This is a genomic window from Ideonella azotifigens (assembly GCF_021043325.1).
Lineage (GTDB): Bacteria > Pseudomonadota > Gammaproteobacteria > Burkholderiales > Burkholderiaceae_C > Ideonella > Ideonella azotifigens.
Window position 1 is genome coordinate 237,741 of record NZ_JAJNKD010000006.1, and the last position, 24,012, is coordinate 261,752.

The following is a 24,012-nucleotide window of genomic DNA, read 5'->3' on the forward strand; positions in this document are numbered from 1 at the left end:
GGGCCGTCCCAAGGCGGCCGCGCAACCCGCCCGGCGGGTGGTCTCGTGTACCCGCGGGACCGGGTGCCTCATTTCCGCATCAGGGTGCTCTTGCCGAACAGGCTTTCGATCAGGTCGACGGCGATCTCTGCGGTCTTGTTGCGCACGTCCAGCGCCGGGTTCAGCTCCATCACGTCCAGGCTGCCCATGCGGCCGGTGTCGGCGATCATTTCCATGCAGAGCTGGGCTTCGCGGTAGGTCGGGCCGCCGGGGATGGTGGTGCCGACGCCGGGGGCGAGGTCCGGGTCCAGGAAGTCCACGTCGAAGCTGACGTGCAGGTGGGTGTTGGCATCCATCGTCGCCAGCGCCAGCTCCATCGTGTGGCGCATGCCCATTTCGTCGATGTAGCGCATGTCGTAGACCTCCAGGCCCACCTCGTGCACGAACTTCTTCTCGCCCGCGTCCACGCTGCGGATGCCGATCTGGCGCAGCCACTTCGGGCTGATCGCCGGCACCTGGCCGCCGATGGAGGTCAGCTCGGTCGGGCCATAGCCGCACAGGCAGGCCACCGGCATGCCGTGGATGTTGCCGCTGGGGGTCAGGTCGCTGGTGTTGAAGTCGGCATGGGCGTCCAGCCACAGCACGCGCAGCTTCTTGCCGGCGTCGCGGCAATGGCGGGCCACCGCGCTGATGGAGCCGAGTCCCAGGCAATGGTCACCGCCCAGCAGGATGGGCATGCGGCCGCCGCTCAACTCGGTGTAGACGGCATCGTGCACCAGCTGGTTCCAGGTCACCACCTCGGCCAGGTGACGGTAGCCCTGGTCCGGTGGCAGCCAGGGGTTGGGCGGGCCGTTGAGGTTGCCGCGGTCCTGCACTTCAATGCCGTGGCCTTGCAGGATCGGGCCGATGTTGGCCACGCGCAAGGCCTCCGGGCCCATGCTGGCGCCGCGAGCGCCGGCGCCGATGTCGGTCGGCGCGCCGATGAGGGTGACTTTGTTCAGCATGCCCGCGATTGTGCGACGACACGGGCCGAGAACAATGCGTCATTGACCCGCCCGCGCCGAAGGATGCTCGGCAGGGCGGGGAGGCGTCCAGGTTGCCGCCGGGCCGCCCCAAGGCAACTTGACTCCGGTTCTAGATGTCCTCTTCGAACTCGCGTGCCTGTGCGTCGCCGGCGTGCAGGCCGTAATCCTGCGCCAGGATCTGCCAGGCCTCCTCGGCGGTCTCGACGAAGCGGAACAGGTCCACGTCGCCGGCGCTGATCATGCCGGTCTCGACCAGCCAGTCGAAGTTGATCAGCCGGGTCCAGAACTCGCGGCCGAACAGCAGGATGGGCCGGCGCCGGCACTTGCCGGTCTGCATCAAGGTCATGGCCTCGAACAGCTCGTCCAGCGTGCCGAAGCCGCCGGGGAAGCACACCAATGCGACCGAGCGCATCAGGAAGTGCATCTTGCGCAGTGCGAAGTAGTGGAACTGGAAGCACAGTTCCGGCGTGATGTACGGATTCGGTGCCTGCTCGTGCGGCAGCACGATGTTCAGCCCGATGCTCCTGCCGCCGCATTCGAACGCACCGCGGTTGCCGGCTTCCATGATGCCGGGCCCGCCGCCGGTAACGACATAGATCGGCGTGGCCAGCGTCTGCGAGCGGGAGGTGACCAGGTGGGCGAAGCGGCGCGCTTCCTCGTAGAAGCGGCTCATGCGCAGCTGCATCTCGGCGCGCGCAATCTGCGCGGCGTCGCCGCTCGCCTGGGCGTTGGACAGGTGTTCGCTGGCCAGTGCTTCGGCGGGAATGCGGGCGCTGCCGAAGATCACGATCGTGCTTTCGATGCCTTGCTCCTGCTGCACCAGCTCGGGCTTCAGCAGCTCCAGTTGCATGCGCACCGGGCGCAGCTCCGGGCGCAGCAGGAAGTCGGTGTCGGTGAAAGCCAGCCGGTAGCTGCTTTCGGGGCCGTCATAGCGCGGCGCGGCCGGCAGGAGCTGGGTGGCCTCCTGGGAGGCTTCCTGCTCCGCACTGGGAAAGTTGCGGGCCGTGAGCTTGGGTTTGGCGGTATCGGCTTGGGTGGTGGCGTCCATCGAGACAAGGCTAGATCGGAAGACGTGACCGGAACCCCGGAAAAAGCGGGGTTTCGATCGCCTGGGGAAGGGAGCTTAACCCGGCGCGGTGCCCGGGCTGCAGACCGGGCAACCGGCCTGGCGCGCGAGCCGGATCTCGCTCCAGGCCATGCGCCGCGCGTCCAGCATCTGCAGCCGGCCGGCGAGGCTGGTGCCAATGCCGGCCAGCAGCTTCAAGGCTTCCGCGGCCTGCACGCTGCCGATGATGCCGACCAGCGGCGCAAACACGCCCATGGTGGCGCAGCGGGCTTCGTCGGGCGCGCTCTCGGGCGGGAACAGGCAGGCGTAGCAGGGCGAGGCGGGCAGGCGCGGGTCGTAGACCGAGACCTGGCCGTCGAAACCGATGGCGGCGCCGGACACCAGCGGCTTGGCGTGGCGCACGCAGGCGAGGTTGATCGCGTGGCGGGTCGCGAAGTTGTCGCTGCAGTCCAGCACCACGTCGGCCTCGGCGACCGCCGTGTCCAGCCAGGCGGCGTCGGCGCGCAGCGCCACCGCGGTGACCCGGGCTTCGGGGTTCAGCGCCAGCACGGCCTCGCGGGCCGATTCGACCTTCCGCTGGCCGACGCGGGCCTGGCTGTGGGCGATCTGACGCTGCAGGTTGGTGGTGTCCACCGTGTCGGCGTCGACCAGGGTCAGCCGGCCCACGCCTGCCGAGCCCAGGTAAAGCGCCACCGGCGAGCCCAGCCCGCCAGCGCCTATCACCAGCGCATGCGAAGCCAGCAGCTTGCGCTGGCCTTCTATGCCGATCTCATCCAGCAGCAGGTGGCGCGAATAGCGCAGCAGCGCGTCGTCGCTCAGACCATCATCAAGGCCGTCGTCTTGGGTCATGCGGAGAGGTCCGGCCGGGCCGGAAACAACAAAGGCGAAGCGGTGGCACAGAGCCGCCGGCTTCGCCTGGTGTGGCTTGCAGCGAGCGAGCTTATTCGGTCGCGGCTTCGGCCTTGCGCTCGGTCATGGACTTGCTGACCATGACTTGCTTGCCCTTGAGCTGGTTCAGGGCCTGCACCAGCTGGAAGTCCTCGGCGCTGCCGAATTCAGGCAGCGGCTTGGGCGGTTCCTTGGACTTGGCGACCTGCTCTTCGAGCTTCTTGCGCGCTTCCTCGCGGGCCTTTTCGCGGGCTTCGTCCTTCTCGTCGCCATTGCCCAGGTGCTTTTCCAGGTCGGCTTCGCGGGTGCGCAGCGCAGCGAACACATTGCCTTCGGCGGTTTCGTCAAGCCAGATGTCCGGCACGATGCCCTTGGCCTGGATGGAGCGGCCGCTGGGCGTGTAGTAGCGCGCGGTGGTGATCTTCAGCGCGGTGTCGGCCGTCAGCGGGCGCACGGTCTGCACCGAGCCCTTGCCGAAGGTCTGCGCACCCATCAGCGTGGCGCGCTTGTGGTCCTGCAGCGCACCGGCGACGATTTCGCTGGCCGAGGCCGAGCCTTCGTTGACCAGCACCACCATCGGTACCGTCTTGAGCGAGGCCGGCAGCTTCTTCAGCGGGTCGGCGCCGCCGCGGCGCAGGTAGTTGTCGGGCGTGGCGCGGAAGGTCGCCTTCGATTCGGCGATCTGGCCATTGGTGCTGACGACGACCGAGTCAGACGGCAGGAAGGCCGAGGCAATGGCCACCGCGCCTTCGAGCAGGCCGCCCGGGTCGTTGCGCAGGTCCAGGATCACGCCCTTGATGTTCGGGTCCTGCTTGTAGATGTCTTCCAGCTTGCGCGAGAAGTCTTCCACCGTGCGGTCCTGGAACTGCGTCACGCGGATCCAGGCGTAGCCGGGTTCGACTTCCTTCGCGCGCACGCTCTGCACGCGGATTTCCTCGCGGGTGATCGTGACCGGGAAGCTGCGGTTTTCGTTTTTGCGGAAGATGGTCAGCACGACCTTGGTGGACGGCTCGCCGCGCATGCGCTTGACCGCCTGGTCCATCGACAGGCCCTTGACGGCCGAGTCGTCGATCTTGGTGATCAGGTCACCGGACTTCAGGCCGGCGCGGAAGGCGGGGGAGCCTTCGATCGGGGAGACCACCTTGACCAGGCCGTCTTCCATGCCGATCTCGATGCCCACGCCGACGAATTTGCCGGTCGTGCCTTCACGGAATTCCTTGAAGGACTTCTTGTCGAAGTACTGGGAATGCGGGTCCAGCCCGGCCACCATGCCGGAGATGGCATCGGTGATCAGCTTCTTCTCGTCCACCGGTTCGACGTAGTCATTCTTGACCATGCCAAATACCGCGGCGAGTTGCTGCATTTCCTCCAGCGGCAGCGGGCCGTAGGTGTTGCGCGCCTCGGCCTGGAATTGAATGGTCGTCAATGCGCCGGCCAGCGCCCCCATCGTGAGGAGACCTGCCACCTTCAATTTGGCACCCATGTGATGTCCCGCTTTCAAACTAGAAGTCATTCGACCAGATGGTCAGTATAGGACTCGCCGCTCACAGCAAGACTTTGAACTGGCCGTAAAGTTGCTTGTTTTTGAAGGCTATTGGCGTGAGCCAACACTCACTGCGCTCACTTTTCAGGCCAGCCTTCGCTGCGTCACCCCGGCTCCGCGTCAATCGACGCGCGCAGCTGAGGCACAATGCGCGCCGGTCGGCTCCATGGTTCAATGGATAGAACAGCCCCCTCCTAAGGGGCAGATCCAGGTTCGATTCCTGGTGGGGCCACCATTTCGGCCGCCGACCACACAGCGCATCTGCGCTCAAACTGGCCGAAATCAAGGGCATGCCGCCCGCCAAGCGCGTCTTCTCGCGTTCAACATGTTTTCTCATTGGATCGCCCGCCGCGCAGCAGGCAGCGTTGCGCTGCGCATCTGGAGGCGGAGGCAGGCCATGTTTCGTCTGGGTTAGGATTATCGATAATCCAATTCCTGTGCTTCGGAGACCTGTCCCATGCAATACCGTGAACTCGGCCGTACCGGCTGGAAGGTGTCGACCATCAGCTTTGGCGCCTGGGCCATCGGCGGCACCTGGGGTCAGGTGAACGACGAAGAATCGATGGCCGCGCTGCACCGAGCGCTGGACCTGGGCATCAATTTCTTCGACACCGCCGATGTGTACGGCGACGGCCACAGCGAGCGGCTGATCGCCCGGCTGCGCAAGGAGCGCAGCGAACCCTTCTACGTGGCCACCAAGGCCGGCCGCCGGCTCAGCCCTCACGTGGCCGAGGGCTACAACCGGGAGAACCTGACGGCGTTTGTCGAGCGCAGCCTGCGCAACCTGAACACCGAGGTCCTCGACCTGCTGCAGCTGCACTGCCCGCCAACGCCGGTCTACTACCTGCCCGAGGTCTTTGGCGTGCTGGACGACCTGGTGCGCGCTGGCAAGCTGCGCCACTACGGCGTCAGCGTCGAGAAGGTCGAGGAGGCGCTGAAGGCAATCGAATTCCCTGGCGTGCAGACGGTGCAGATCATCTACAACATCTTCCGCCAGCGGCCGGCCGAACTGCTGTTCCGCGAGACGCTGGCGCGCCGCGTCGGCATCCTGGCGCGGGTGCCGCTGGCCTCGGGGCTGCTGTCGGGCGGCATCTCGCGCCAGACCCGGTTCGAGGCCGACGACCACCGCAGCTTCAACCGCGAAGGCGCGGCCTTCGACAAGGGCGAGACCTTCTCCGGGCTGGATTTCGAGAGCGGCCTGGCCGCGGTCGAGGCCTTGCGGCCACTGGTGCCGGCCGGGCAGACGCTGGCGCAATTTGCACTGCGCTGGATCCTGATGCAGCAGGCCGTGACCTGCGCGATTCCCGGCGGCCGCCGGCCGTCCCAGGTCGAGGACAACGTGCGCTCGGCCGATCTGCCGCCGCTGCCTGACGCGACGATGCAGGCTGTGGGCGCAATCTACGCACAATACGCCAAGCCGCTGGTGCATCACCTCTGGTGATCGGCGCCCTGCAGGTAGTCGAGCTTCGCCAGCTGCAAGTGGGCGACACACAGCTCGGCGAGTGCCACGCTGTCGCTGCCCTTGAGCAACTGGATCATCGCCAGGTGCTCCTCTGCCGCGGCTTCCGAATGGCCCGCCATCGCAGTGCGCTGGGCGCGCACCGGCAGGCTCAACCCCATGTAGTGGCGGATCGAGGCCACCAGGTACGGGTTGCCGCAGCCGCTGAACAAGGTCAGGTGGAACGCGTCGTTGACGCGATGCAGCGCGCTGAAGTCACGCTCCCGCAGATGCTGCAGGAACTGCGTGTGCAAGGCCTCCAGCGCTTCGACCAGTGCAGGCTCGGCCGGCAACGGAATGTGCAGCGCGGCCTGCCGCTGCAGCAGCTCGCGCACCTCGTAGATCTGCCGCACCTCGGTCGGCGCCAGCGCCCGCACGCTGGCGCCCTTGTTCTTCTCGCGCACCACGATGCCCAGGCGCTCCAGCTCCACCAGCGCCTGACGCACGCCATGCCGCGTGGCGCCGAAGCGCGCCATCAGCGGGTCTTCGATCAGGCGGCTGCCGGGCGGCAGGCGGCCGAAGATGATGTCCTCGCCCAGTGCCTTGGCCACGCCTTGTGCGTCACTGAACAGTGTCGACTCGGGCTTGGACACAATGTCCCCGCTAATCCCAGCGCCAGGTCCAGATGGCATCAAGGGCGCTGTCCTCTCCGGACTGCGCCCGCAGCGTGAACTTCTGGGCAACGCGGTAGATGAGCTGCCAGGTGCCGGTGGCGGCATTGACGCCGCGTTCGTAGCCCACGTACCAGCGGCGCGTGAGCTGCTTGCCGACGGTGACGACGGTGGTTTGCACGTTGTTTTCGCCGGCCGCCTGGCGCAGCGAGAAGTCGCTGAGGCCGATGTTTTCCAGCAGGTTGTCGGTGGGGCTGCCGCTGTTGCCCATCAAGAGGGCCAGCGCGGCGCGCTGCAGCAGCGCGGTGTCGGCCTGGCCCAGGCCTTCGGGGGCGCGGCCCATGACCAGCCAGCTGAGCTTGTCGGTGTCGCTCATCTCGGTGTCGCTGGCCAGGCGCACGCGTGGGTTCAGTGCGGTGCCGGTGATCAGCACGCCGACCTGCACGTCCAGGTTGGGCCGGATCGCGTAGATGTCCAGCCGCGGGTCGTCCACCGGGCCGGTGAACAGGATGCTGCCGCGCTCGATCTGCAGCTTCTGGCCATAGGCCGCGTAGTTGCCGCCGACCGTGTGCACCGTGCCGGCGACCGCCAGCTTGCCGCGCGGGTTGGTGATCTTCAGTGCGCCTTGCAGCCCGGTGTCGATGCCCTTGCCGCGCAGCCGCAGCTTCTGGCCCAGGTCCAGCTGCAGCGCCAGCTGGGTCACGCGCTGGCTCTGGCCGTTGGCCTTGTCGTCCTGCGCGGCTTCCTCGGCCTCGGTCCTGGCCATGACCACGTCTTCGGGCAGCGTGGGGCCGTCGCCGCGGCTGATGTCGATCAGCCCTTCGTCCAGCGTGACGTTGCCGTTCAGGCTCAGCGTGTCCTTGTCCAGCCCGAGCTGGGCCTGGCCGCTGGCAACAATGGTGCGGTCAATGCGGCCCAGCGCCTTGAACTTCTGGGCCTCGATGCTGACCTTGGCCGAGGGCTTGGCCCCCAACTCTGCCGTGCCGGTGGCGCTGATGCTGCCGTCGCCGCCCTTGAATGCCAGCTGCTCCAGCCGTGCGCGCTGGCCTTCCAGCAGCAGCCTGGCCTGGCCATTGGTGAGCGACACGCCCAGCAGCGGGTTCTGCACGCTCAGGCGCTGGCCGGTCAGCTCGCCGGAGATTTCCGGTGCGCCCAGCGTGCCGGCGATCTTCGCCGAGCTGGCCAGCTCGCCGCCCAGGCGCCAGCCGGCCGGCATCCACGGCGCCCAGGCGCTGAGCTTGGTGACCTGCAAGGTGAGCGTGCCCTGCATCGGCGAGCTGCTGGCAGGCAACAGCTGGTCCGGCCCGGCCTGGATGGACAGCGCGGCACCCAGTGCGCCCAGGTACTGGCCGGCCAGCGCCTGGGTGAACTGCCAGCTGCCATCGTGCGCCTTCAGGCTCAGCCGCAGGTCGGTGAGGCCCAGCGGCAACTGGCGCGTGGTGGACAGCAGGCCGTCCTCGTCCAGCGCCAGGTCGCCGCTCAGGCGCTCGATCACGGCTTCTGCTTCCAGCCTGCCGTCATAGCGCAGCTGCAGCTGGCCGCCCAGCTTCAGGTCGCCGGCCCACACGGCATCCGGCTGCAGCCGCTGCAGCAGCGGGGCGACGCTGGTTTCCTTCAGCTTGGCCTGCAGCGCCAGCAGCGGGGGCCGGTCCGCCGCGGGCTGGCTGAAGCGGGCTTCGCTCCATTGCAGCGCGGTGCCCAGCAGCGAGAGCTCGCCGGGCGACAGCTGGGCCTGGCTGAGCCGGCCGTCGGGCTCCCAGTGCAGCTGCGCGCTGAGCTCGCGTGCGGCCAGCCAGTCCTGGCCATTCGCTTGGCCATTCGCTTGGCCATTCGCCTGGCTGTTGGCCTGCACCCCGCGCAGCTGCAGCTGGCTCAGCTGGCCGGTCCAGTCGGCGCTGCCTTGCGCATTGCGGGCATAGTGGCCGGCGAGTTGCAGCTGCAGCTTCGCACCGGGTTTTTGGCCGTTGGCGGCCAGTTGCTGCAGCCAGTGAGGCGGCTGCACCGGGCTGTCCAGTGTCAGTTGCAGCTGGTGCTGCGCCAGGCCGCCGTTCAGCGAGGCCTTGAGCTGGTTCAGCTTGACCTGGCCGACGATGAGCTGGCTGCCGTCGAGCTGCAGGTCCAGTGGCCAGTCGCCGCCCACGTCGCCCTTGCCGTGCAGCTGCGCCTTGTCCAGCTTCAGCGTGCCGGCCTGCAGGGCGGAGACCGTGCCATCGGCACGCCATTGCCAGTGGCCGGCCTGGCCGGCGGTTTCCTGCAGGCCCAGCTGCAAATCCAGCCCGCCGGCGCTGGGTGCCCAGGCGCTGGTGGCCGCCTGCAGCCTGGCCAGTGGCGCCAGCGCGGCCAGGTGCGGTGCCTTCAATGACAGGCTGCCGCGGCCGTCGCTGCCGGGGTTGTCGCGCCAACTGGCCTGCAGCTGGGTGTCGTCGGCCAGCAGTTCGGCGTCGGCCTGCTGCTGCTGGTCGTCGTTCTTCAACTGCAGGCTGCCTTGCAGCGGCAGGCCGGCGAAGGTGCTGGGGGTGAGCTTGAGCGCCAACTGGCCGCGCAGCGCGCGCCACAAAACGCTGGGGTCCTGGGCGGCGGCCTCCAGCGCGCTTTCGGGCAGGCTGGCCTGGCTGTCCAGGCTGGCGTTGAGTTGCTGCGGTGCCTGTTGCCAGGCGCTGTTGGCAGCGCCCGGCCACCAGACGCGCAGGTCCAGCGCCTGCAGCTGGCCGGCGAGCTGCCAGCGCAGCCGCGCGTCCGGGCTGCGCTCGATGCGGCCTTTCAGCGATGCGGAGGCCGCGTCGGCCTTCAGCTCCAGCGTGTTGATCAAGGCCTCGTGGGTGGAGAGCTGGGTGTCGAGCTGCAGCGAGACCGGCGGCGTCGGGTCGCCACGGCCTTGTCCGGCCGGACCCTGGCGGCCTTGCAGCTGGCCGGTCAGCTTGGCGAGCACGGACAGCACCGGATCGGCGGCCGGCGGCGGCGTGGGGGCCGAGGCGGCTGAGGCTGACGCGGCGGTTGCGCCGGGTGCGGGCACCGGCGCCAGCGCAAGGTCAATCGGGCCGCTGAGCAGCAGCGCCGGCAGCCGCTTGTCCAGCGCGGCGGGTTGCCATTGCTGCAGCTTCAACGCCAGCTCTGCGCGGGCGCTGCCGGCCTTGGCATCGACCAGGTAGCGGCCGTCGCCGGACCAGCGGCCAGCAGCGGCCTGGCCGTTGGCCCACTCGATGGACAGGTTCTCCAGCCGCAGTTCGCTCAGCGGCTGCGGCGTGCCGGCGGCACGCAGGCTCAGCTCGCGCACCGGCAGGCGTTGTTCGTCCCAGCGGCCTGGCTGGTCGTTGTGCAGGCTGAGCTCGGCCTGGGCGGGCTGGTTCAGCCCGCTGCTGTGCAGCGTGGCGGTGCCGCGCAGGGCGGTGTGCGGCGCGTTGCTGACCAGCGCCGCCAGGTCCAGCGCTTCGGTCTTCAGGTTCAGCTCGCCCAGCGGCCACGGGGCAAACGGCTGCAGCCGGGTTTGCAGCCGCACGCTGGGCGCAGTCTTGCCGGCCACCGCCTGGCCTTGCAGCTCGGCTTCGGCAGCCAGGTCGGCCAGCGGGCCGTGGGCGTTCAGCTTGGCCTGCCAGGCCGGGCTGCTGCCGGGCTGGCTGTGCAGCGCCAGCTGGGACTGCAGCGTCATCGCGCCTTCGGTCAGCAGGCTGGCAGCGCCACTGAGCTGGAAGCGGTCGCTGTCGAGCTGGGCGATGGCGATCTGGTGCTGGCTGCCACCCTTGGCGCCCAGATGCAGCTTGGCCTGCAGGTTGCGCAGCAGCGGCAGGGTGTCGACCTGCAGGCTGGCCACGCGCAGCTCGTCCACCAGCAACTGCACCGGCAGCCGCAGGTTCTTGGGCGCACCGCTGGGCGGGGTGGCCGGGGTCGCGGCGGTTTTCGAGTGCCACTGGGCGCTGCGGGCGCTCAGGTGCTTCATTGCAATGCCGGCCCAGGCCTGCGCATCGGGCCGCCAGGTCCAGCGCAGGCCGTCCAGCGAAACCTGCTCCATCACCAGTTCGCCGGCGCCCAGCGTCAGCGTGAGGCGATCGGCGGTCAGCGCATCGCCGCCCAGCGCGCCGCGCCAGTTGTCCAGCTTCAGGCCGGGCACCTGGGTCAGCAGCCAGTAGGTGCCAGGTTCGCTGCGCCACAGCCAGCCCAGGCCGCTGCCCACGAGCACGACCAGTGCCACCAGCAGCCCACCCAGCGACCAGGCCAGGCGACGCAGCCAGCGGCGCTGCGCGCGCGTTGGCGCGGGGGGCGCGGTGTCGGTTTCGGTGCTGGGGGAATCGGACATGGAATGCAGGTGCTCAGAAGGCCACGCCGACGTTCAGGTGGATGCGGCCGCGGTGCAGTTCCTGGCCCCAGGCCCAGTCCAGGCTCAGCGGGCCGACGGGGCTGCGCCAGCGCACGCCCAGGCCGTAGCCCAGCGCGGGCTTGAGCTCGGGCAACTGGTCAGCGGCGCGGCCAGCGTCAATGAAGACCGCACCCCAGACCGAGGGCAGCGAGGCGAGGATGGGGTGGGCGGCTTCCACGCTGCTGGTGAACAGCAGCCGGCCGCCGGTCACGCCGCCGTCTGCGGTGGCCGGAGCCAGCGTGCGCCAGGGGTAGCCGCGCACCGAGTTGTCGCCGCCGGCGCGAAAGCGCTGCGAATCCGGCACCTGCACGCCGGCCGGCGTGAAGACCTTGCCCAGCTCCAGCCGTGCCTGGGTGTACCAGCTGCCCACCGGCCAGTAGCCGGTGGCGCGGCCGTAGGCGCGGGCGAATACGCCGCGCTTGCTGGCATTGCCATCGGCCAGGCCACCGCCGAACTCGGTGGCCAGCGTATAGCCCTCGGTGGGCAGCAGCACGTTGTCGACCTCGCGCCAGGTGTTGTGGGTGTTGGCCGACAGGGCGGCCAGTTTCTCGCAGTCGACCAGCGCGCCGTTGTCGCGCACACATTCGACCGCGCGCTCGGCTTCCAGGTAGTTCAGCCGGTCGAACTTCGGCTTTTCCAGCGAGCGGCCCACGCGCAGCCGCTGCGACAGCACCATGTCGTCGTCGGTCCACAGGCGCTCGACCGAAGCGCCGACCAGGTCGCGGCTGAAGCGCTCGTCCGGATGGGTCGAGACTTCGCCGTCGTAGGCCTGGCGGTTGCGGCCCCATTCGAGCTTGTTGCGCGAGGTCAGCGCGTAGCCGAAGACCCGGCGGTGGGTGTATTCCAGCGTGGTACGCGGCCCGCTGGTGGCGCTGATGCCGATGGCGGTCACGGCCGACTGCAGCGGCGTTTCCTTCAGGTGCACCTGCACGGTGGCATGGTCGGCCTGCGCAGGGTCCGGGTCCATGGTCACGGTGACCTGGTCGAACAGCCCGGCCTTGCTCAGCCGCTCCTGGAATTCCTGCAGCCGGTTTTCGGTCAGCGTGGCGCCGCGCGGGAAGCCGGCCATGCCGCGCACCTGCTCGGCCTGGTGGTGGACCAGGCCGGTGATCTCGAAGTCCCCGGCGCGGTAGAGCGGGCCGCTGTCGGCCACGATGAACAGGCGCACGCGGTGCTGCGTGTCGTCCACTTCGGCCGCGGTGCCGCTCCAGCTCGCCGCGGCGTAGCCGGCGGCGCGCAGCTGGGCCAGCGTGCTGTTCTTGGCGTCGCTCCAGGCGTCGGCGCTGAATTCGGCGTCGGTCGCCAGCGCCCAGTCGCGCTTGAGCGCGTCGCGCACCTGCTGTGCCTCGGCCACCCCGGCTTCGGCCTGCTCGGCCAGCGGGCCTTGCACCTCCAGCGTGACCCGGCCGACCCTGGCGCGCGGCCCGGTCTCCACCGTCAAGGTGACCTTGGGCGGCTGGCCCGCGGCTTCGGGCTCGCGTGTGACGATGGCATTGGCCGAAAAATAGCCCTCGGTCTTGGCCAGGTCCTCGGCTTGCGGCGGCAGCGCGGCGATCAGCCGCGACCATTCGATGTTGCTGATCTGCTGCGCAGTGGGCAGCGCGGCGGCGCGTTGCAGGTCCAGGTAGTTTTCCAGCAGCTGCTTCAAGGGCTGGGGTGCCTTCACGGTCAGCTTGGGCACCAGGCCGGTGACCTGGCTGGCGTCATCTTCGGCATCGCTGGCGGCGGAGGCCGGGGCGTTCGCGGCCACTGCGTCGTGCGCGGATTCGTCGGCATTGGCGGCGGCCCGCGCCGCGACCTGGCCTGACGCCGCGGCCGCCACAGGCTTGGCCACCGCCGCGGCGGCAGGCTTGGCCGGCGTGACTGGCAGCGCGCCGGGCGGCGCAGCCGAAGCTGCGGCTGCCGAGGCTTGCGCGGCCGAATCCATCGAACGCAGGTCGGCGCAGCCGGTCGCCAGCCACACACCCGTGGCCAGCACCGACAGCAGGACCGCGTGACGCAGCCGCTTCATTTGCTGAGCAGCCGCATCGCTCCTTCCAGCCCCGCCAGCGTGAGCGGGAACATGCGCTGCTGCATCAGCTGCTGCACGATGCCGATGCTTTGCCGGTACTGCCACACCCCTTGGGGTTCCGGGTTGATCCAGGCGTATTTGGGGAAGGCATGGGTGAGCCTTTGCAGCCATTCGGCACCGGGCTCCTCGTTGTTGTATTCGACGCTGCCGCCGGGCTGCAGGATTTCGTACGGGCTCATCGTCGCGTCGCCGACGAAGATCAGCCGCCAGTCCTTGTTGTACTTGCGGATCAGCTCCCAGGTCGGGCTCTTCTCGGCATAGCGGCGGCGGTTGTTCTTCCACATGAAGTCGTAGACGCAATTGTGGAAGTAGTAGAACTCCAGGTGCTTGAACTCGCTCTTGGCGGCCGAGAACAGCTCCTCGACCCGGTGGATGTGCTCGTCCATCGTGCCGCCAACGTCCATCATCAGCAGCACCTTCACCTTGTTGTGCCGCTCGGGCACCATCTTGATGTCCAGGAAGCCGGCGTTGGCCGCGGTGGCGTGGATGGTGTCGTCCAGCGCCAGTTCCAGCTCCGAGCCCTCGCGGGCGAAGCGGCGCAGCCGGCGCAGCGCGACCTTGATGTTGCGCGTGCCCAGCTCGCGGCTGTCGTCATAGTCCTGGAAGGCGCGCTGGTCCCACACCTTCACGGCGCTCTTGTTGCGCCCAGGGCCGCCAATGCGCACGCCCTGCGGGTTGTAGCCGCCGTGGCCGAACGGGCTGGTGCCGCCGGTGCCTATCCACTTGTTGCCGCCCTCGTGGCGCTCCTTCTGCTCTTCGAGGCGCTTCTTCAGCGTCTCCATCAGCTCGTCCCAGTCCATCTTCGCGATGGCGGCCTTCTGCTCGGGCGTCAGCTCCTTTTCCAGCAGCTTCTGCAGCCACTCTGCCGGAATCTCCTTGCCGAAGTCGGTCAGCATCTGCACGCCGTTGAAGTAGGCGCCGAAGGCCCTGTCGAACTTGTCGAAATGGGTTTCGTCCTTGACCAGCGTGGTGCGGGCGAGGAAGTAGAAGTCGTCCACCGACGGGCCGATCACACCCAGTTGCAAAGCTTCCAGCAGCGTCAGGTACTCCTTGACCGAGACCGGCAGTTTGGCGGCGCGCAGCGTGTAGAAGAAGTTGATCAGCATGGCGGCAAAGAAGGTCTGGGACAGCGGGGCGCAGCACTTGGCGCCATGAATCCTCGGCCGGGGCAGGCGGATGGCCGGACCATTGTGCCGAAGGCCGAGAATACCGCGCCCTTCGACCGAGAAACACCGCTGCCGGCCCGGGCGCTGGGCCGACCGGCTGGCAGGCGCTCAAGCGGGTTCGGAAAAAGGCCGATATGGCATCGAGGAACCGCCCGCATTCATGACCGCCACCATTGCCTTGCTGCTGCTGCAGGCCAGCATGCACCTCTTCTACGCTGCCAGCTGGGCGATGGCAGGCACCTTGCTGGGCCTGCAGCGCAGCGCCGCGCTGCACTGGGCCGGCTACTGCCTGCTGCTGTCGCTGGGTTCCTTCGTGTTCCTGGCGATGCCCGCAGGGCTGCCGCCGACGCTGGGCGTGCCCATGGCCAACATGAGCTTGCTGGCCGCTGCGCTGCTGGCGCGGCGCGGCGTGGCCCGCTTCGCGCAGTACCCGCCGCGTGACGGCGAGGGCCTGCTGATCCTGTCGACCGGCGCGCTGGCGCTGGTCGTCACCGGGCTGGACGCACCCAATGCGGCCATGCGCATGGTGATGCAGTCGACGCTGGTGTCCATGGTGCTGCTGCGCATGGGCGGCGAGATGCTGGGTGCGATCCAACGCGAATTCGGCCGTGTCGGCGCCTGGCTGCTGGCCGGGCCGGTGGTCGTGCTCGGCATTGGCCTGGGCGCGAGGGCGGTCGCGGTGGCACTGCGGGCCAGCCATCCGGAGCAGTCGGTGATGACGGCCGACAACCCGATCAACGTTGCGGTGCTGCTGTTGCTGGCCGCTTTCTCGACGCTGTTCCAGCTGTCGCTGGTCTACCTCGTGGTGCTGCGGCTGGTGCGCAAGCTGCACGAGCTTTCGCACCACGACGCGCTGACGGCGCTGCTGAACCGCCGCGCCTGGCACCATGCCTTGCTGCAGGAGCGCCAGCGCCTGCGCCGCACCCCACGCGACACGGCGCTGCTGGTGGTCGACATCGATCACTTCAAGCACTTGAACGACCGGCACGGCCACGCCGTGGGCGACCGCGCGCTGGCCGCAATTGCCCGCACACTGCAGGCCACCGCTCGCGCGACCGATGCAGTGGCCCGGCTGGGCGGCGAGGAATTCGGCCTGCTGCTGGGCGACACCGACCTCGAAGGCGCACGGCTGGCGGCCGAACGCCTGCGCGAGGCAGTGGCGCAAATGCAGCTGGTGCACGACGACCTGCCGCTGACGCTCACCGTCAGCATTGGCGCCGCAGTGCTGCCCGCCGCCGCCTGCCGGCTCTACAAGCTGGAGCAGCTGCAGCTCAAGGCCGACGCCGCGCTCTACCAGGCCAAGGCGGGCGGCCGCAACCGTGTCGTGCTGGGCGTGCTCGATTCAGGCGGCCTGACGCTGGTGGCCGCCAGCGCCTGAGCGCGCCCGATTTCAGCCTTTGCCGCGCTTGGCCTTGGCCTTGCCCTTTTGCTGCGTCACGTCGTGGCGGTGCAGCCAGGCGAAGAACTCCTGGTACCAGAGCTGGCTGTTGCGCGGTTTGAGCACCCAGTGGTTCTCATCCGGGAACCACAGCAGCCGGCTGTCGATGCCACGCGCCTTCAGCGTGTTGTAGTAGGCCAGGCCTTGCTGGTCCGGCACGCGGTAGTCCAGTGCGCCATGGATGACCAGCGTCGGCGTGCTGAAGTTGGCCGCAAACACGTGCGGGCTTTGCGCGCCGACCTTGGCCGGGTCTTCCCAGTACCAGGCGCCCAACTCCTTGGCATGCCAGCTCCAGGCGTCGTCGGCGAACATGGCCGTCCAGTCGAAGCAGCCGGCGTGGCAGACATAGGCGGCGTAGCGGCCGGGTTTCACATGGCCGTTCATCCAGGCCACCATGTAGCCGCCGTAGCTGCCGCCTGACGCGAACACGCGCGCCGGGTCGCACCAGCGCTGGCTCAGCAGCCAGTCGGTGCCGGCCTCGACGTCCTGCAGCTCCAGCTCGCCCCAGCGATGGGTGATGCTGTCCAGGAACGCATGGCCGAAGCCTGACGAGCCGTGATAGTTGACGCTGGCCACCACATAACCTTGCGCGGCAAACAGCTTGCTGCTCCAGCGGTAGTGCCAGTTGTCGCCCGGCCCGGTGTGCGGCCCACCGTGGATGCTGTGCAGCACCGGGTACTTCTTCTTCGCATCGAAGCCCGGTGGGAAGTGCAGCCACATCTGCACCTTGTCGCCCTCGGCGCCGGTGAACCACACCTCTTCGTGGTGGCCCAGCGTGTAGCGGGCCAGCAGCTCGTCGTTGAAGCTTTCGATGCGGCGCGGCTTTTCGCCGGGCGCATGGGCGCACAGCTGCGCCGGGTGCTGGGCGGTGTCGGCCAGGCTGACCAGCGTGCCTGAAGCCTTGTCGAAACCGGTCACGGTGCCGCCCTGCACGACGATCTCGGCGCGCCGGTCCGGCAGGTCGAAGCGCCAGACGTGGCTGCGGCCCTGCTGCTCGGCGGTGAACAGCACCGCCTGGCCATCGTCCTCCCACAGCAGAGGGGCGTTCACCGCGTGGTCCCACTGGGCACTGATCACTTCCCAGCTGCCGAATTCGTCCTCGAAGACCGCCAGTTGCGCTGGCATCGTGTGCTTGCGGCCTTGGTGGGAGGCGAGGAAGGCGATGCGATCACCGGTCGGGCTGTAGCGGGGCGCGGCGGTGTCCCAGTCCGCGTCCCGCACCAGCTCCCGGAAGCGGCGCTGGCGCAGGTCCAGCTCGACCATCGCGAAGCGGCCGTCGACCTTCTTCTCCGGCGCCGGGTCGTAGGCGAAGACGATGCGCTTGCCGTCGGGCGAGATGTCGAAGCAGGTCGCATCCGGGTCGAAGCGCGGCAGCTCATAAGGCGTGCCTTCGAACAGGTCGGTCACCTTGCCGCTGGCCAGGTCCAGCGTCAGCAAATGCGGCACGCGGCCTTGCGGCAGGTTCTGGTCCCAGAAGCGGTAGGCCGATTCGCTGGTCACGTAGCCGGTGGCCTTGCGGTCCTTGAAGGCCTTGTGCTGCTTGGCCTGGGCTTTCATGCCCTTCAGCTCGGGCCAGAGCCAGGAGATGAAGGCGATGCGCTTGCCGTCCGGGAACCACTTGAAGGCCTCGATGCCGGTGGCCACTTCGCCGACGCGCCGGGCCTCGCCGCCATCGGTGGCTATGACATAGAACTGCGGCGTTTCGTCCTTCTTGCCCTGCTGCTCGCGGCGGGCAATGAAGCCGACGGCGTGCTCATGCGGCGAGAAGCGCGGCTGGCCGTCCTTGTCGCCGCAGTGGGTCAGCGCCCGCGGCCGGCCGCCCAGCGTGGACAGCAGCCACAGCGTGGTGCTGGCCTTGTTCTCTTCCATGTCGTAGCGGCTTACCGTCGCCACGGCTTGCGCGCCGTCGGGCGACAGGCTGGGGTTGCCCAGCCTTTCCAGCTGCCACAGCGCGTCGATGGTGAAGGTCTTGTCGGAACGGGCCAAACGCATCTCCTGTAGGGTCGGCGGGATCGCCGCCGGAAGCCTTCAACGATAACGCGGCTGCGGCCCGTGACAACGGTCAGCGGTTCTGTCTTTGCATGAAGACGAGTTTCTCGAACAGGCTCACGTCCTGCTCGTTCTTCAGCAGCGCGCCGACCAGCGGCGGCAGCGAGACCTTGTCGTCCTTGCTCTGCAGCACTTCGGCCGGGATGTCCTCGGCCACCAGCAGCTTGAGCCAGTCGATCAGCTCGGAAGTCGAGGGCTTCTTCTTCAGGCCGGGCAGGTTGCGCACGTCATAGAAGCTCTTCAGCGCCGCGGCCAGCAGCTCCTGCTTCAGGCCGGGGAAGTGCACGTCGACGATCTTCTGCATCGTCGCGGCCTCCGGGAACTTGATGTAGTGGAAAAAGCAGCGGCGCAGGAAGGCGTCCGGCAGCTCTTTTTCGTTGTTCGAGGTGATGAAGACCAGCGGCCGGTGCTTGGCGCGGATGGTCTGGCGCGTTTCGTAGCAATGGAACTCCATGCGGTCGATCTCGCGCAGCAGGTCGTTCGGGAATTCGATGTCGGCCTTGTCGATCTCGTCGATCAGCAGTGCCACCGGCGTCTCCGATTCAAACGCCTGCCACAGCACGCCCTTGACGATGTAGTTCTGGATGTCCTTGACCTTGGCCGAAGTTTCGACATCGCCGAGCTGGCTGTCGCGCAGGCGGCTCACCGCGTCGTACTCGTACAGGCCCTGGTGTGCCTTGGTGGTGCTCTTGATGTGCCACTCCAGCAGCGGCAGGCCCAGCGCCTTCGAGGCTTCCTCGGCCAGCATGGTCTTGCCCGTGCCTGGCTCGCCCTTGACCAGCAGCGGGCGCTTGAGCGTCATCGACGCATTGACCGCCAGCATCAGGTCGGCGGTGGCCACGTAGTTGTCGGAACCTTGGAATTTCATGGCGTGTGGCCGGGGCGAGCCCGAGTTTTGACGACTTGGAAATGCGGTGTTGCCAGGGGTTTGGCAGGGGTCGGATCAGTATAAGGTCGTGCCTATAATCGTTGACAAATCGCAAGCCGGTGCAGCCAGGCAGGCATTTTTTGCCATGCCGTACACCGTACCGGCCCTCCTCGAAACCGTTCGCCAAGACGAATCATTCCGCGATGAAAACCAAGGCAAGCCTTTTGCTGCTGGCGCTGGCCAGCTTCTTCTTTTCAGCAGCCCAGGCCCAGGAGGTCAAGGGCGATGCGAAGGCCGGTGAAAAGAAGAATGCGATGTGCATCGGGTGCCACGGCATCGTCGGCTACCAGGCCAGCTTCCCGCAGGTCTACCACGTGCCGATGATCTCCGGCCAGAACGCCAAGTACATCGCCTCGGCGCTGGACAGCTACCGCAAGGGTGATCGCAAGCACCCGACCATGCGCGCCATTGCCGGCTCGCTGAGCGACCAGGACATTGCCGACCTCGCGGCCTACTACGCTGACCACGGCCATGCAGGTGCCACCGCGCCGCCGCCGGCCGAACTGCCGGCCGCGCTGAAGGACAAGCTGGCCGTCTGCGTGGCCTGCCATGGTGCCAACTTCAGCACCACCCCCGACCCGGCCAACCCGCGCCTGGCCGGCCAGCATGCCGACTACCTCACGCTGACCCTGAAGTCCTACCAGGCCGACGCCGGCCACCTGGTCGGTCGCAGCAACCCGACCATGAACGCCATGGCCAAGACGCTGAGCGAAACCGAGCTCCGCCAGGTGGCGGAGTTCCTGTCCACGCTGCCGGGTGAGCTGAAGACGCTGCCGCAATCGCACTTCCGCTGAGCCCCGGCGCCGCAGCGCCCGCGTTTGCGAAATCTCAGGCGGGGCCCGCCTGAAAAAGCCGCCGCCCGGCAGGGTTGGCGGCTTTTTCATGTCCGGCCAGGGAAGAGGCCCAGGCCAGCGGCCATGTCACCCGCTCAAGCGACATGGGCTTGTGGCCGATAACAGGCTGTTGCCCAGGGTCTTGGGTACGGACACATTGGCCGGACATGCTTAAAAAAATACTGGTTTCGCAGGTCAGACTGGGCATGCACATCCACGCGCTGGAGGGCGCGTGGATCGACCATCCTTTCTGGAAGACCAAGTTCGTCATCAAGGACCACAACGACCTGGCCAAGCTGCATGCGAGCGGCTTGCCCGGTGTGTGGATAGACTCGGAAAAAGGCCTGGACCTGGCCGATGCGACCGAGCGCCTGCCGGGCCTGCGGGCGCCGGCCCGTGCCGCCGAGGCGCCGGCTGCCGCGCCGGTGACGCCGCCCGCTGCGCCCGCCTCGAGAATGCCGCCCGAGCCGGACCGCGACCTGAAAACCGAGCTCTCGCAGGCTGCGGCGCTCTACAAGGAGGGCCGGGCGCGTGTCGTGTCGATGTTCACTGAAGCCCGGCTGGGCAAGGCCGTGGACGCCGAGCAGTGCCTGCCGTTGGTCAACGACATTGCCGATTCGGTGTTCCGCAACCCTGGCGCGCTGGTCAGCCTGGCCCGGCTCAAGACCCAGGACGACTACACCTACATGCATTCGGTGGCCGTCTGCGCACTGATGGTGTCGCTGGGCCGAGAACTGGGCTTGGACGAGGCTGGCTGCCGGGATGCAGGCCTGGCCGGTCTGCTGCACGACCTGGGCAAGGCGGCAATGCCGCTGGACGTGTTGAACAAGCCCGGCAAGCTGACCGACGAAGAATTCACCGTGATGAAGTCGCACCCCGACCGCGGCCATGAAATGCTGCTGGAGGCCAAGGGCGCGAGTGCCGGCGCGCTGGACGTCTGCCTGCACCACCACGAGCGCATGGACGGCACCGGCTACCCGCACAAGCTGCCAGGCGAGCAGATCAGCCTGCTGGCGCGCATGGGCTCGGTCTGCGACGTCTACGACGCCATCACCTCGAACCGCCCTTACAAGGCCGGCTGGGACCCGGCCGAGTCGATTGCCAAGATGGCTTCGTGGCAGGGCCATTTCGACCCCAAGATCTTCCAGGCCTTCGTCAAGAGCCTGGGCATCTATCCGGTGGGCTCGCTGGTCAAGCTGCAGAGCGGCAAGCTGGCGGTGGTGGTGGACCAGAACCCCAAAGCCCTGGTGACCCCGATGGTCAAGGTCTTCTTCTCGACCAAGTCCCAGATGCCACTGAACCCGCAACTGCTGGACCTGGCCCGCTCGACCGACAAGATCGTCGGCCGCGAGAACCCGGTCACCTGGGGTTTCAAGCAATTGGATGAGCTGTGGGCCGGGGACAAGTTGCCGAAACGATAGGGCTTCGGTTTGGGTTCGCCTGCGTGAACTGAACCGTTCGCCCTGAGCTCGTCGAAGGCGGCGCAAGCCACCATGCCCTATGCAGGCTTCGACAAGCTCAGCCCGAACGGAAGGTGGGATCAGCCCGAACGGGGGCCGATCAGCGCGTCGCGCGGCGCCGCACCGCATCCAGGTACGCATGCCCGTCCGGCGGCAGGCCGCTGCGTTGTGAGGCCCACAGCATCTCGCCCAGGCAGTCCATGACCTCGTGCTGCGCATCGTGCAGCGAGTTGCGCTTGGCGGCCAGCAGTTCGACCGCCTGGCGGATGCCGCGCGGCTGGTCGATCGAAACCTGTTCGCTGATGCTCAGGTGCATGGACAGGTGCAGGAAAGGGTTGGTGCGCCCCTCGTCCACGTCGTAGACGGCGGCCAGCGCCGCTTCCACGTCGGCCAGCTCGGCGTGGTACTCCGGGTGCTCGGCGATCCAGCCGGCGGCCAGGGTCTCGATGGGCGAGAGCAATTCCCCGTTGCGCTGCTTGGCCAGGGTCTGGCAGAAGAAGTTGCGTACGTCGTGCTGGGAGGGCTGGAACATCCGAGAATTGTCGCTTCTTCGCCTTCCCACCGCCGAGCACCGCATGAATGTCACCACGGAACAGCTGTTCACCGAAGCCCGCACCGCCAGCGCCTACCTGCCCACGCCGGTGCCCGAAGCCACGCTGCGCGAGCTCTATGAGCTGACCAAGTGGGGTCCGACGGCGTCCAACAGCTCGCCGATGCGGCTGATCTTCGTCACGTCTGACGAAGCAAGGGCGAAGCTGGTGCCCTGCATGGCACCGGGCGGCAACCAGGCCAAGGTCGGCCAGGCGCCGGTGACGGCCATCGTCGGCATGGACATGGCGTTCTACGAGCACTTGCCCAGGCTCTACCCGCAGGTCGACTTCCGCAAGATGTTCATCGACAACCCGGCGCGGGTGCCGGACGCCGCGCTGCGCAACAGCAGTCTGCAAGGCGGCTACCTGATGCTGGCAGCCCGCGCACTGGGCCTGGACTGTGGCCCGATGGGTGGCTTCAACGCGGCCGCGGTGGATGCCGCCTTCTGGTCCGGCACCACGGTGCGCACCAACTTCATCTGCACGCTGGGCAAGGCCGACCCGGCTGGTGTGCGCCCACGCAACCCGCGCCTGAGCTTCGAGGAAGCCTGCCAGGTGCTGTGAACGAGCTGTTCGCGCACGGTTGGTCGTTCTATGCCATCGCCATCCCTGCGGTGGTGCTGATGGGCCTGTCCAAGAGCGGCTTTGGCGCAGGCTTCGGCGCGCTCGCGGTGCCGCTGCTGGCGCTGGTGGTGCCGGTGCCGCAGGCCGCGGCCATCATGCTGCCGCTGCTGGCGGTGATGGACGTGATGGGCCTGGCCGCGCTGGTGCGCGAGTGTGACCGTGGGCTGATCAAGCTGCTGCTGCCGGCCGGCCTGCTGGGCACGGCGATCGGCACGGTGCTGTTCGGCGTGCTGTCGGCCCACACGGTGGCCGGCGTCGTCGGCGCGATCACGCTGCTGTTCCTGGCCATCCGCCTGGTCTTCCCGCCAAAGGCAGACGCACCGCCACCGCCGCGCTGGCTGGGCTTTCTGCTCGGCACAGTCAGCGGCTTCACCAGCTTCGTGGCCCACGCGGGCGGCCCGCCGGTCAGCTTCTACGTGCTGCCGCTGCGGCTCTCGCCGATCAAGTTCACGGCGACCATGGCGGTCTTCTTCGCCGCGGTGAACCTGTCGAAGTGGATTCCCTATGCCTTCCTCGGCCTGATCGACACGCGCAACCTGTGGACCTCGCTGACGCTGGCGCCGTTTGCGCCGCTGGGCGTGTGGCTGGGCCTGCACGTCGTGCGGCGCATCAACCAGGTCTGGTTCTACCGCCTGTTCAACATCGGCATGGCGCTGACCGGCGGCAAGCTACTGTGGGACGCCATCCGCTGAAGGCCCCGTCGGCGGTGGCATCACCTCAGGCGCCATGTCCGCGGGCACCGCCACGGCAACGATCCGCACCTGCAAGGTCACCGCCATGCGCAGGCCCAGGTCCTTCCCGATGTCGATGCCGAACTCGTCGCGCTGCAGCGTGCCCACTGCGCTGGCGCTGCAGGCCTCGCGTTGCAGCGTGTCGTCCGGCCCGCAGCGAAAGGACTGGATGGCAAGCCGCAGCGGGCGCGTCACGCCATGCATCTGCAGCTCGCCTTCGACTGCGCCGGGCACACCGCCGATGAAATCCACCAGCCGACCCTGATAGCGAATCTCGGGAAAGCGGGCCGCGTCGAAGGCCATCGGCCCGCGGGCCAGGTCGTTCAGCATCGACAGGCCGAAGTCAAGGCTGTCTGCCGGCAGGCACACCGCCACCTGGCCTTGCCCGGCCTCGCGGTCCAGCAGCACTTCGCCTGTGCTGCGCGCAAGCTGGCCTTCGACCATCGACAGGCCCGCATCGGCCTCGACACTGGCCTGCGTGCGGGCCGGGTCCAGCGCGTAGCGCTGCGTTGCGGCCAGGCTGCCCTGGGACAGGCTGGCCACGGCCAGTCCCCATGCCACGCCCTTCAGTGTCACGGTGCCTGGATCGCTTCGATCTGGATGCGCAGCGTCACGTCCATCTTGAAGCCGTAGTCCTTGCCCGCGGCCATGCCGAACTCGTCGCGCTGGATCACCGCCAGCGCGTCGGCACCGCACACCTCGCGCTTGAACATCGGGTGCGGCATGCACTTGAAGCTGTTGATCACCAGTGCCACCGGTCGGGCCACGCCATGCAGGCGCAGCTCGCCTTCGACCGCGGTGGGCGCGCCATTGACGAACTTCACCAGTTTGCCCACGTAGGTGATGCTGGGGTATTTGGCGGTGTCGAACAGCATGTCGCCGCGCGCTGCCTTGTTCATCGCGTCCAGCCCGAAGTCCAGGCTTTCGGCGTCCATGCGCACCGTCACAGTGCCGGTGCCGGCTTCCTTGTCCAGCGTGATCTCGCCGGCGCTGCTGTTGAGCTTGCCGCGCCAGACCGACAGGCCGTTCAGGTGATCGGCCTCGAAGCTGGGGTAGGTGTGCGAAGGGTCGATCTCATAGCGCACCGGCGCTGCGTGGGCGCCAGCGGCGAGGGACGCGGCGGCGAACGCCGCGAGCAGGGGGTGTGGGCGGATGTGCATG

General features: G+C 68.0%; 19 protein-coding genes and 1 tRNA gene. 7 read left to right on the forward strand and 13 right to left on the reverse strand.

What is annotated here, in order from left to right; translation table 11 throughout:
• Positions 1–68 precede the first annotated feature (68 nt).
• The 4 genes from rocF to LRH25_RS15470 all read right to left on the reverse strand — a co-directional run bounded on the left by rocF (position 69) and on the right by LRH25_RS15470 (position 4,441).
• The gene (rocF, locus tag LRH25_RS15455) at positions 69–983 is read right to left on the reverse strand and encodes an arginase (protein ID WP_211361544.1); all 915 of its coding nucleotides are present in this window, start codon (positions 981–983) and stop codon (positions 69–71) included.
• 130 nt (positions 984–1,113) lie between these two features.
• On the reverse strand, positions 1,114–2,052 hold the full coding sequence (locus LRH25_RS15460) for an LOG family protein (RefSeq protein ID WP_141290095.1): 939 nt from the start codon (positions 2,050–2,052) through the stop codon (positions 1,114–1,116).
• A gap of 75 nt (positions 2,053–2,127) precedes the next feature.
• Positions 2,128–2,889, reverse strand: coding sequence for a HesA/MoeB/ThiF family protein (locus tag LRH25_RS15465; protein ID WP_231011609.1), 762 nt, complete (start codon positions 2,887–2,889; stop codon positions 2,128–2,130).
• 121 nt (positions 2,890–3,010) lie between these two features.
• Entirely contained in the window at positions 3,011–4,441 is a 1,431-nt protein-coding gene (locus tag LRH25_RS15470) for a S41 family peptidase (protein WP_141289333.1), read from the reverse strand.
• A gap of 220 nt (positions 4,442–4,661) precedes the next feature.
• Between LRH25_RS15470 and LRH25_RS15475 the strand changes: the two genes are divergently transcribed.
• Both LRH25_RS15475 and LRH25_RS15480 read left to right on the forward strand, forming a co-directional pair.
• A tRNA-Arg gene (locus LRH25_RS15475) sits at positions 4,662–4,736 on the forward strand.
• A 222-nt stretch (positions 4,737–4,958) separates the two neighbouring features.
• Complete coding sequence (locus tag LRH25_RS15480; protein ID WP_141289332.1) at positions 4,959–5,942, forward strand: aldo/keto reductase; 984 nt, start codon at positions 4,959–4,961, stop codon at positions 5,940–5,942.
• On the opposite strand, the gene LRH25_RS15485 is transcribed toward LRH25_RS15480, so the two are convergent.
• Genes LRH25_RS15485 through LRH25_RS15500 form a run of 4 tightly spaced genes read right to left on the reverse strand, consistent with a single transcriptional unit; the run spans position 5,930 to position 14,138 of the window.
• Positions 5,930–6,592, reverse strand: a complete 663-nt coding sequence (locus tag LRH25_RS15485; protein WP_211361472.1) for a GntR family transcriptional regulator — start codon at positions 6,590–6,592, stop codon at positions 5,930–5,932. The two genes, LRH25_RS15480 and LRH25_RS15485, sit on opposite strands and share 13 nt — an antisense overlap.
• A gap of 10 nt (positions 6,593–6,602) precedes the next feature.
• On the reverse strand, positions 6,603–10,901 hold the full coding sequence (locus LRH25_RS15490) for a translocation/assembly module TamB domain-containing protein (protein ID WP_231011536.1): 4,299 nt from the start codon (positions 10,899–10,901) through the stop codon (positions 6,603–6,605).
• Positions 10,902–10,914: 13 nt separating this feature from the next.
• The gene (locus LRH25_RS15495) at positions 10,915–12,972 is read right to left on the reverse strand and encodes an autotransporter assembly complex protein TamA (protein WP_231011537.1); all 2,058 of its coding nucleotides are present in this window, start codon (positions 12,970–12,972) and stop codon (positions 10,915–10,917) included.
• Positions 12,969–14,138, reverse strand: a complete 1,170-nt coding sequence (locus LRH25_RS15500) for a vWA domain-containing protein (RefSeq protein ID WP_141288551.1) — start codon at positions 14,136–14,138, stop codon at positions 12,969–12,971. Before LRH25_RS15500 ends, LRH25_RS15495 begins: the two co-directional genes overlap by 4 nt.
• Before the next feature lie 220 nt (positions 14,139–14,358).
• Between LRH25_RS15500 and LRH25_RS15505 the strand changes: the two genes are divergently transcribed.
• Positions 14,359–15,576 (forward strand): GGDEF domain-containing protein, encoded by a 1,218-nt coding sequence (locus tag LRH25_RS15505; RefSeq protein WP_231011538.1) that lies wholly within the window; start codon positions 14,359–14,361, stop codon positions 15,574–15,576.
• A 12-nt stretch (positions 15,577–15,588) separates the two neighbouring features.
• Here LRH25_RS15505 and LRH25_RS15510 read toward each other — a convergent pair whose 3' ends face one another.
• The gene (locus LRH25_RS15510) at positions 15,589–17,622 is read right to left on the reverse strand and encodes a S9 family peptidase (protein ID WP_231011539.1); all 2,034 of its coding nucleotides are present in this window, start codon (positions 17,620–17,622) and stop codon (positions 15,589–15,591) included.
• Between the two features lie 76 nt (positions 17,623–17,698).
• A complete protein-coding gene (locus LRH25_RS15515; RefSeq protein WP_141288554.1) occupies positions 17,699–18,553 on the reverse strand; it encodes an AAA family ATPase in 855 nt (284 codons plus the stop codon).
• 203 nt (positions 18,554–18,756) lie between these two features.
• On the opposite strand from LRH25_RS15515, the gene LRH25_RS15520 reads away from it, so the two are divergent.
• A complete protein-coding gene (locus tag LRH25_RS15520; protein WP_141288555.1) occupies positions 18,757–19,407 on the forward strand; it encodes a c-type cytochrome in 651 nt (216 codons plus the stop codon).
• A 206-nt stretch (positions 19,408–19,613) separates the two neighbouring features.
• On the forward strand, positions 19,614–20,867 hold the full coding sequence (locus LRH25_RS15525; protein ID WP_231011540.1) for an HD-GYP domain-containing protein: 1,254 nt from the start codon (positions 19,614–19,616) through the stop codon (positions 20,865–20,867).
• Between the two features lie 139 nt (positions 20,868–21,006).
• On the opposite strand, the gene LRH25_RS15530 is transcribed toward LRH25_RS15525, so the two are convergent.
• Complete coding sequence (locus LRH25_RS15530) at positions 21,007–21,438, reverse strand: DUF1841 family protein (RefSeq protein ID WP_141289351.1); 432 nt, start codon at positions 21,436–21,438, stop codon at positions 21,007–21,009.
• Between the two features lie 43 nt (positions 21,439–21,481).
• Here LRH25_RS15530 and LRH25_RS15535 point away from each other — a divergent pair, with 43 nt between their 5' ends.
• The gene (locus tag LRH25_RS15535; protein ID WP_141289352.1) at positions 21,482–22,060 is read left to right on the forward strand and encodes a malonic semialdehyde reductase; all 579 of its coding nucleotides are present in this window, start codon (positions 21,482–21,484) and stop codon (positions 22,058–22,060) included.
• The gene (locus tag LRH25_RS15540) at positions 22,057–22,812 is read left to right on the forward strand and encodes a sulfite exporter TauE/SafE family protein (protein ID WP_259372453.1); all 756 of its coding nucleotides are present in this window, start codon (positions 22,057–22,059) and stop codon (positions 22,810–22,812) included. The genes LRH25_RS15535 and LRH25_RS15540 overlap by 4 nt, the downstream gene beginning before the upstream one ends.
• On the opposite strand, the gene LRH25_RS15545 is transcribed toward LRH25_RS15540, so the two are convergent.
• Positions 22,789–23,427 (reverse strand): YceI family protein, encoded by a 639-nt coding sequence (locus LRH25_RS15545; protein ID WP_170200967.1) that lies wholly within the window; start codon positions 23,425–23,427, stop codon positions 22,789–22,791. The two genes, LRH25_RS15540 and LRH25_RS15545, sit on opposite strands and share 24 nt — an antisense overlap.
• Complete coding sequence (locus LRH25_RS15550; protein WP_141289357.1) at positions 23,424–24,005, reverse strand: YceI family protein; 582 nt, start codon at positions 24,003–24,005, stop codon at positions 23,424–23,426. Before LRH25_RS15550 ends, LRH25_RS15545 begins: the two co-directional genes overlap by 4 nt.
• Positions 24,006–24,012 lie beyond the last annotated feature (7 nt).